1 protein-coding gene and 1 pseudogene are annotated in these 1,158 nt (G+C 36.6%); both read right to left on the minus strand.

The window, feature by feature from the left end; translation table 11 throughout:
- A pseudogene (locus FTV38_RS17805) lies at positions 1 to 507 on the minus strand (relaxase/mobilization nuclease domain-containing protein); the annotation flags it as partial.
- Complete coding sequence (locus FTV38_RS17810) at positions 497 to 907, minus strand: MobC family plasmid mobilization relaxosome protein (RefSeq protein ID WP_174660743.1); 411 nt, start codon at positions 905 to 907, stop codon at positions 497 to 499. The gene FTV38_RS17810 and the pseudogene FTV38_RS17805, both read right to left, overlap by 11 nt.
- Positions 908 to 1,158 lie beyond the last annotated feature (251 nt).

Consider the following 1,158-nt stretch of genomic DNA (forward strand, 5'->3'; position numbering starts at 1 on the left):
ATTCTTTTTATTTAAAAATAGCTGTCGATGTTCAGGATCATCGGGGTCATACAGTGAATGTTCGGTATTGGTGATCTGCTTAAATAGATCGACTCGATCTAAATCGACTGGCGCATAGAATGGCTGTAGGCGTTTGCCTGTTGAAAGCTCAACATTGGGAATCACAAAATTAAGCTCAAGCCTTGTCTCACCTGTGTCCTGATTAATTTTGTCTTGGTGCTGTACCCATAAAATTTGATACTGGTCTTTATCTAGTCCTGGAAATAAACATTCCTCAAAATTTTGCATTATTTTCTGTTTATCCTGGTCAGATAAATCATGCTCATAAAAGGACAAACAACCACTGGTATATTTTTTTGCAAAAGGACTGCTATCAATCAATTGTGCTGTCAGTTCTACATCACCACTAAGCACCTGTGCGTGTTCACGCTCTCGATCTTCACCCAATAAATAATCAAGACAACCTTTTGACAAACCTGAACCATGTCGAAAAAAATCAACGATCATCTGGACGTAACTCCCGAAGCTGTTGATCAATTGAAATCAATAAATGAAGTAACTTCACTTTGTCAAAAGTACCTACCCCTGCAATATCGGTATTCACGGCTTTGGCAATCTGATTCACATTATTACCAATTCGACCAAGTTCTAAAATTAACACTCGCTCTGTCTTGCTATACGAAGATTCAACAACCTTTGTTACTTTAATTTTTTGGTCATCATCTGCTTTGGAATTATGAATTTTAGTCGCTTTCTCTACTGCTGCTTGTCTAAGTAACTTTGCAATCGAACCATAAGGATTATTTGAATCAAGCAATTGATATTCTGATTCAGAAAGTCTGACTTTAAAGGTTCTCTCTCGAACAGCTTTACCTTGCTTATTCTCTTGTTGTTCATGTCCTGACATTTCAATCTACCCTGCTTTGGCTTTTGTAAGCTTTAAATTGGAAAATCTTTGATTTTTCTTTTTAAAGCTTTTCGGGGGTATCGGGGGTGAAGCCCCTGATCAAGGTCACAGACTATCACTGTTTAACAAAGTTAAATAGGGGTAGCTGTGTATCCTTGCTTATTTAAAAATGGACAAAGTTGTTATATGAAAATTAAATCAATTGACGCGGTATATAAACTCTAGGAAGTATTGGCATAAATCTTGTAAAA

This window comes from Acinetobacter sp. YH16044 (assembly GCF_013417145.1).
Taxonomy (GTDB): Bacteria; Pseudomonadota; Gammaproteobacteria; order Pseudomonadales; family Moraxellaceae; genus Acinetobacter; species Acinetobacter amyesii.

Coding starts and splice junctions, on each gene's coding strand:
- FTV38_RS17810 (WP_174660743.1), bottom strand. CDS start 907: ATGTCAGGACATGAACAACAAGAGAATAAGCAAGGTAAAGCTGTTCGA.